The 3,444-nt window shown below is 40.3% G+C and carries 4 protein-coding genes; all 4 read right to left on the reverse strand.

The annotated features are described in order from the left end of the window. On the reverse strand, window positions 1–465 hold a 465-nt coding region (locus VNZ46_RS03895; RefSeq protein ID WP_325558793.1), incomplete at its 3' end, for an OB-fold nucleic acid binding domain-containing protein. A gap of 126 nt (window positions 466–591) precedes the next feature. Further along, on the reverse strand, window positions 592–2,505 hold the full coding sequence (locus tag VNZ46_RS03900; RefSeq protein ID WP_325558794.1) for a long-chain fatty acid--CoA ligase: 1,914 nt from the start codon (window positions 2,503–2,505) through the stop codon (window positions 592–594). Between the two features lie 99 nt (window positions 2,506–2,604). Continuing rightward, window positions 2,605–2,931 (reverse strand): HesB/IscA family protein, encoded by a 327-nt coding sequence (locus VNZ46_RS03905; protein WP_108554101.1) that lies wholly within the window; start codon window positions 2,929–2,931, stop codon window positions 2,605–2,607. Between the two features lie 11 nt (window positions 2,932–2,942). Then, complete coding sequence (gene iscU / locus VNZ46_RS03910) at window positions 2,943–3,356, reverse strand: Fe-S cluster assembly scaffold IscU (RefSeq protein ID WP_108554100.1); 414 nt, start codon at window positions 3,354–3,356, stop codon at window positions 2,943–2,945. Between the last annotated feature and the right edge of the window lie 88 nt (window positions 3,357–3,444).

Below are 3,444 nucleotides of genomic sequence, written 5' to 3' on the forward strand. Positions count from 1 at the left end.
ATTTCCATCATCGTCACGTTTTACAATAGGGAGTGGGCGTAAAGACTTGGATAATACAGTGAACTGGGTAACATGTACAGATATTTCTCCGGTTTGTGTGGTGAAAACATAACCTTTAACGCCAATGAAATCACCAATATCCAACAGTTTCTTGAAAACAGTATTGTAAAGGGTTTTATCTTCACCCGGGCAAAGTTCATCTCTTTTCAGATATACCTGAATACGGCCGGTGGAGTCTTGCAGTTCTGCAAAAGATGCCGCTCCCATGATATTACGACCCATGATACGGCCTGCAATGCTCACGGTCTTGTATGCGGTTTTATCCTTTTCGTAGTTGGCTAAAATATCTGCTGCACTGGCATTGATTTCAAATGCTTCTGCAGGGTAGGGATTAATTCCTAATTCGCGTAATTGCGATAGCGAATTGCGACGCAACAATTCTTGTTCTGATAGTCCTGTACTCATATATGTCTTATATCCGGCACATTGCCGTATAGCTTGTTGGTATATTAATTCTATAAAGATGCAAAAGTAAGAATTATGTTTCCAATTCCATTCGGAATAGAAACATAAAATAAAGGCTGAGAATTGTTATTCTGAATCGACGGCTTCAGTATACATTTCATTGATGATGTCTGCATACTTTTTCTCAATCACCTTTCTTTTCGGTTTCATGGTCGGTGTAATTTCACCTTCCTCCATACTGAAGGGATTCCTTTTAACCTTAAAATTCTTGATGCGCTCAAATTTTGCAAGTTCAGCAGCGTATTTGCGAATGTCCAGACCGATCCAGTCTATGATCTCTTTTTCTTCGATAAAGACTTCCGGTTTTAAAAAGAAAGAATCAGGTAATTTGAATGCCTCTTGAAGATTCTCCCGGTTAGGGATTACAATAGCGGTAAGGTATTCCCGTTTATCTCCGATTAAGAAGAGTTGTTCAATTTTCAGGCTTTTTAAGTAAATGTTTTCAACCGGCGTAGGATAAACATTTTTACCATAAGCATTTACAATCATGTTTTTAATCCGGTCTGTAATCTGAAGGTTCCCTTTATAGAAACGACCAACGTCACCGGTATGGAACCAATCATCTTTGTCAATGGCTTCGGCAGTTTCAGCTGGCTTATTGAAGTAGCCCTGCATTACACAGTGGCCTCTGACAATAATTTCTCCCTCTTCGCATTCAAAATTCTCCTTAAAAGATTCGTGTGTTTGAATGGTGATCATTTCCTTGGTTTCCACATTCTGTATGCCCACTTCGATGCCTGGGATAATCCGTCCTACAGTACCATAAATTTGCCTGTCGTATTCTGTGACCGCCATAACAGGTGAAGTTTCGGTCAGTCCAAAACCTTCCAGGATTTTGATGCCCAGGTTTCCGAAGAATTCACCAACATTTTTGGGGAGGGCAGCACCTCCGGAAATCATAAACTTTAAGCGGCCACCTGTTTTCTCTTTGATCTTACTGAATACCAGTTTTTCGGCAATGGCTTTTTCTGCAGAGAGAATTAAACCTGGATTCTTACCTGATTCTTTTTTTCTGCGGTAGTTTTGTCCGATTTCCAGTGCCCAGAGAAAAATCTTTGCTTTGAGGCCTCCCTCTGCTGTTCCGCTTTTGATGGCTTTGTCATGTATCCGCTCCAGTAACCTGGGTACGCAGCTCATCACTGTCGGTCTGATTTCAGCCATGTTTTTTGCCAGTAGTTCAAGGCTCTGAGCATAGGCAATTTTACAACCTTGTGCACAGCATACATGGTAGGTGGCTGTTCTTTCAAATACGTGAGACAGGGGCAGGAAAGAGAGAAAAGTTTCAGTTTCATCAATTACGGGGATTTGCTGGAGGCAAACTTTGACGTTTTCGACAAAGTTTCCGTGCGACAACATAACGCCTTTTGGAGTGCCCGTGGTTCCTGATGTATAAATTAATGAGGAAAGATCAGAAGGTCTTAAAGAAAGACGTATGGTTGTAATTTGTATTTTTTGTTCAGGGGTGATGGCTTCTTGGACCTGCAGTATTTGGTCAAAACTAATGACTTCCGCTTTTAAGCCTTGGGGTATATTGATCTTGGTGTATTCAGGAAAGGAGGGAATAATGTATTTGAGCTGTCTGCAGTTCTCTGAAATTTTTAGGATCTTTTTAAATAGAAAGGGATTGCCTATCAATATGGCTTTAATGCCTGAATCGTTAACAATATATTCTACTTCCTGTTCCGAGAGGGTAGGATATATGGAAACATTCACTGCTCCGATTTGCTGGATGCCCTGGTCGTAATACATGTATTCCGGCCCATTTTCGATCATTAGTCCCATCCGGTCGCCCTTTTTGATTTCTTTCGAAAGAAAAAAAGCCGATACGGCATCTGCACAATCCAGGGTCTTTTGGTAAGATATTTCTTCCCATTCTGTATTCTTTTTATGAATCAGAAAAGTTTCCGAGGGCTTGTGGATATTCTCTACTACGTTTCTTAATAAACTCGGGATAGTAGAAAACTCATTGAATGATACCATATAATGTGCTGTTTAGCTTGATTCGGCAATGATAAACTTTTACATTTAAAAATGCAAAAAGGGCACCTAGGTGCCCTTCACAAATATAAGTATTGTATCTTAAACCGAGAAACTCTCTCCGCAGCCGCAAGAACGGCTTGCATTAGGGTTATTGAAGTTAAATCCTTTCCCGTTCAGTCCGTCAGTAAAATCAAGCTCAGTACCTGCAAGGTAAAGGAATGACTTCATATCCAGCGCGATCCTGATTCCTCTGTCTTCAAAGAATTGATCACCGGTTTTCTCTTCGTTATCAAAATCTAAATTATATGATAAACCAGAGCATCCGCCTCCTTTTACAGAAACACGCAGGAAATAATCAGATCCAAGATGAGAATCCTGCATCAGGTGATCTATTTTGCTTTTTGCTTTATCAGTGATTGTGATCATTGTATTAAAACTTAGTGATGGGATTTGGCCAGTTCAATTGGCTCCATGCCATTTTTTACTCTGTAATCATTGATTGCAGATTTGATGGCATCTTCGGCTAAAACTGAGCAGTGGATTTTTACGGGAGGTAAAGCAAGCTCTTCAACAATATCCATATTGTCGATAGTTAAAGCCTCGTCTACTGTTTTTCCTTTCAGCCATTCTGTAGCCAAAGAAGAAGATGCGATTGCAGAACCGCAACCAAATGTCTTGAATTTAGCATCAGTGATCACATTGTTTTCGTCAACCTCTATCTGCAGACGCATAACGTCTCCACATTCAGGTGCGCCAACAAGGCCTGTACCAACTGATTTGCTATCTTTATTTAAAGTACCAACATTGCGCGGGTTGGTATAATGTTCCATTACTTTTTCTGAATACGCCATTTTGTTTTCCTCCAGGCCTTAAGGCCTATTAATACGTTATAAATTTTGCAGGGTTACACCAATTAGTGTTCTGCCCATTCAATTTTGC

The sequence above is a fragment of the Pedobacter sp. genome (assembly GCF_035566355.1).
Taxonomy (GTDB): Bacteria; Bacteroidota; Bacteroidia; order Sphingobacteriales; family Sphingobacteriaceae; genus Pedobacter.

Coding starts and splice junctions, on each gene's coding strand:
- VNZ46_RS03900 (WP_325558794.1), bottom strand. CDS start 2,505: ATGGTATCATTCAATGAGTTTTCTACTATCCCGAGTTTATTAAGAAAC.
- VNZ46_RS03905 (WP_108554101.1), bottom strand. CDS start 2,931: ATGATCACAATCACTGATAAAGCAAAAAGCAAAATAGATCACCTGATG.
- iscU (WP_108554100.1), bottom strand. CDS start 3,356: ATGGCGTATTCAGAAAAAGTAATGGAACATTATACCAACCCGCGCAAT.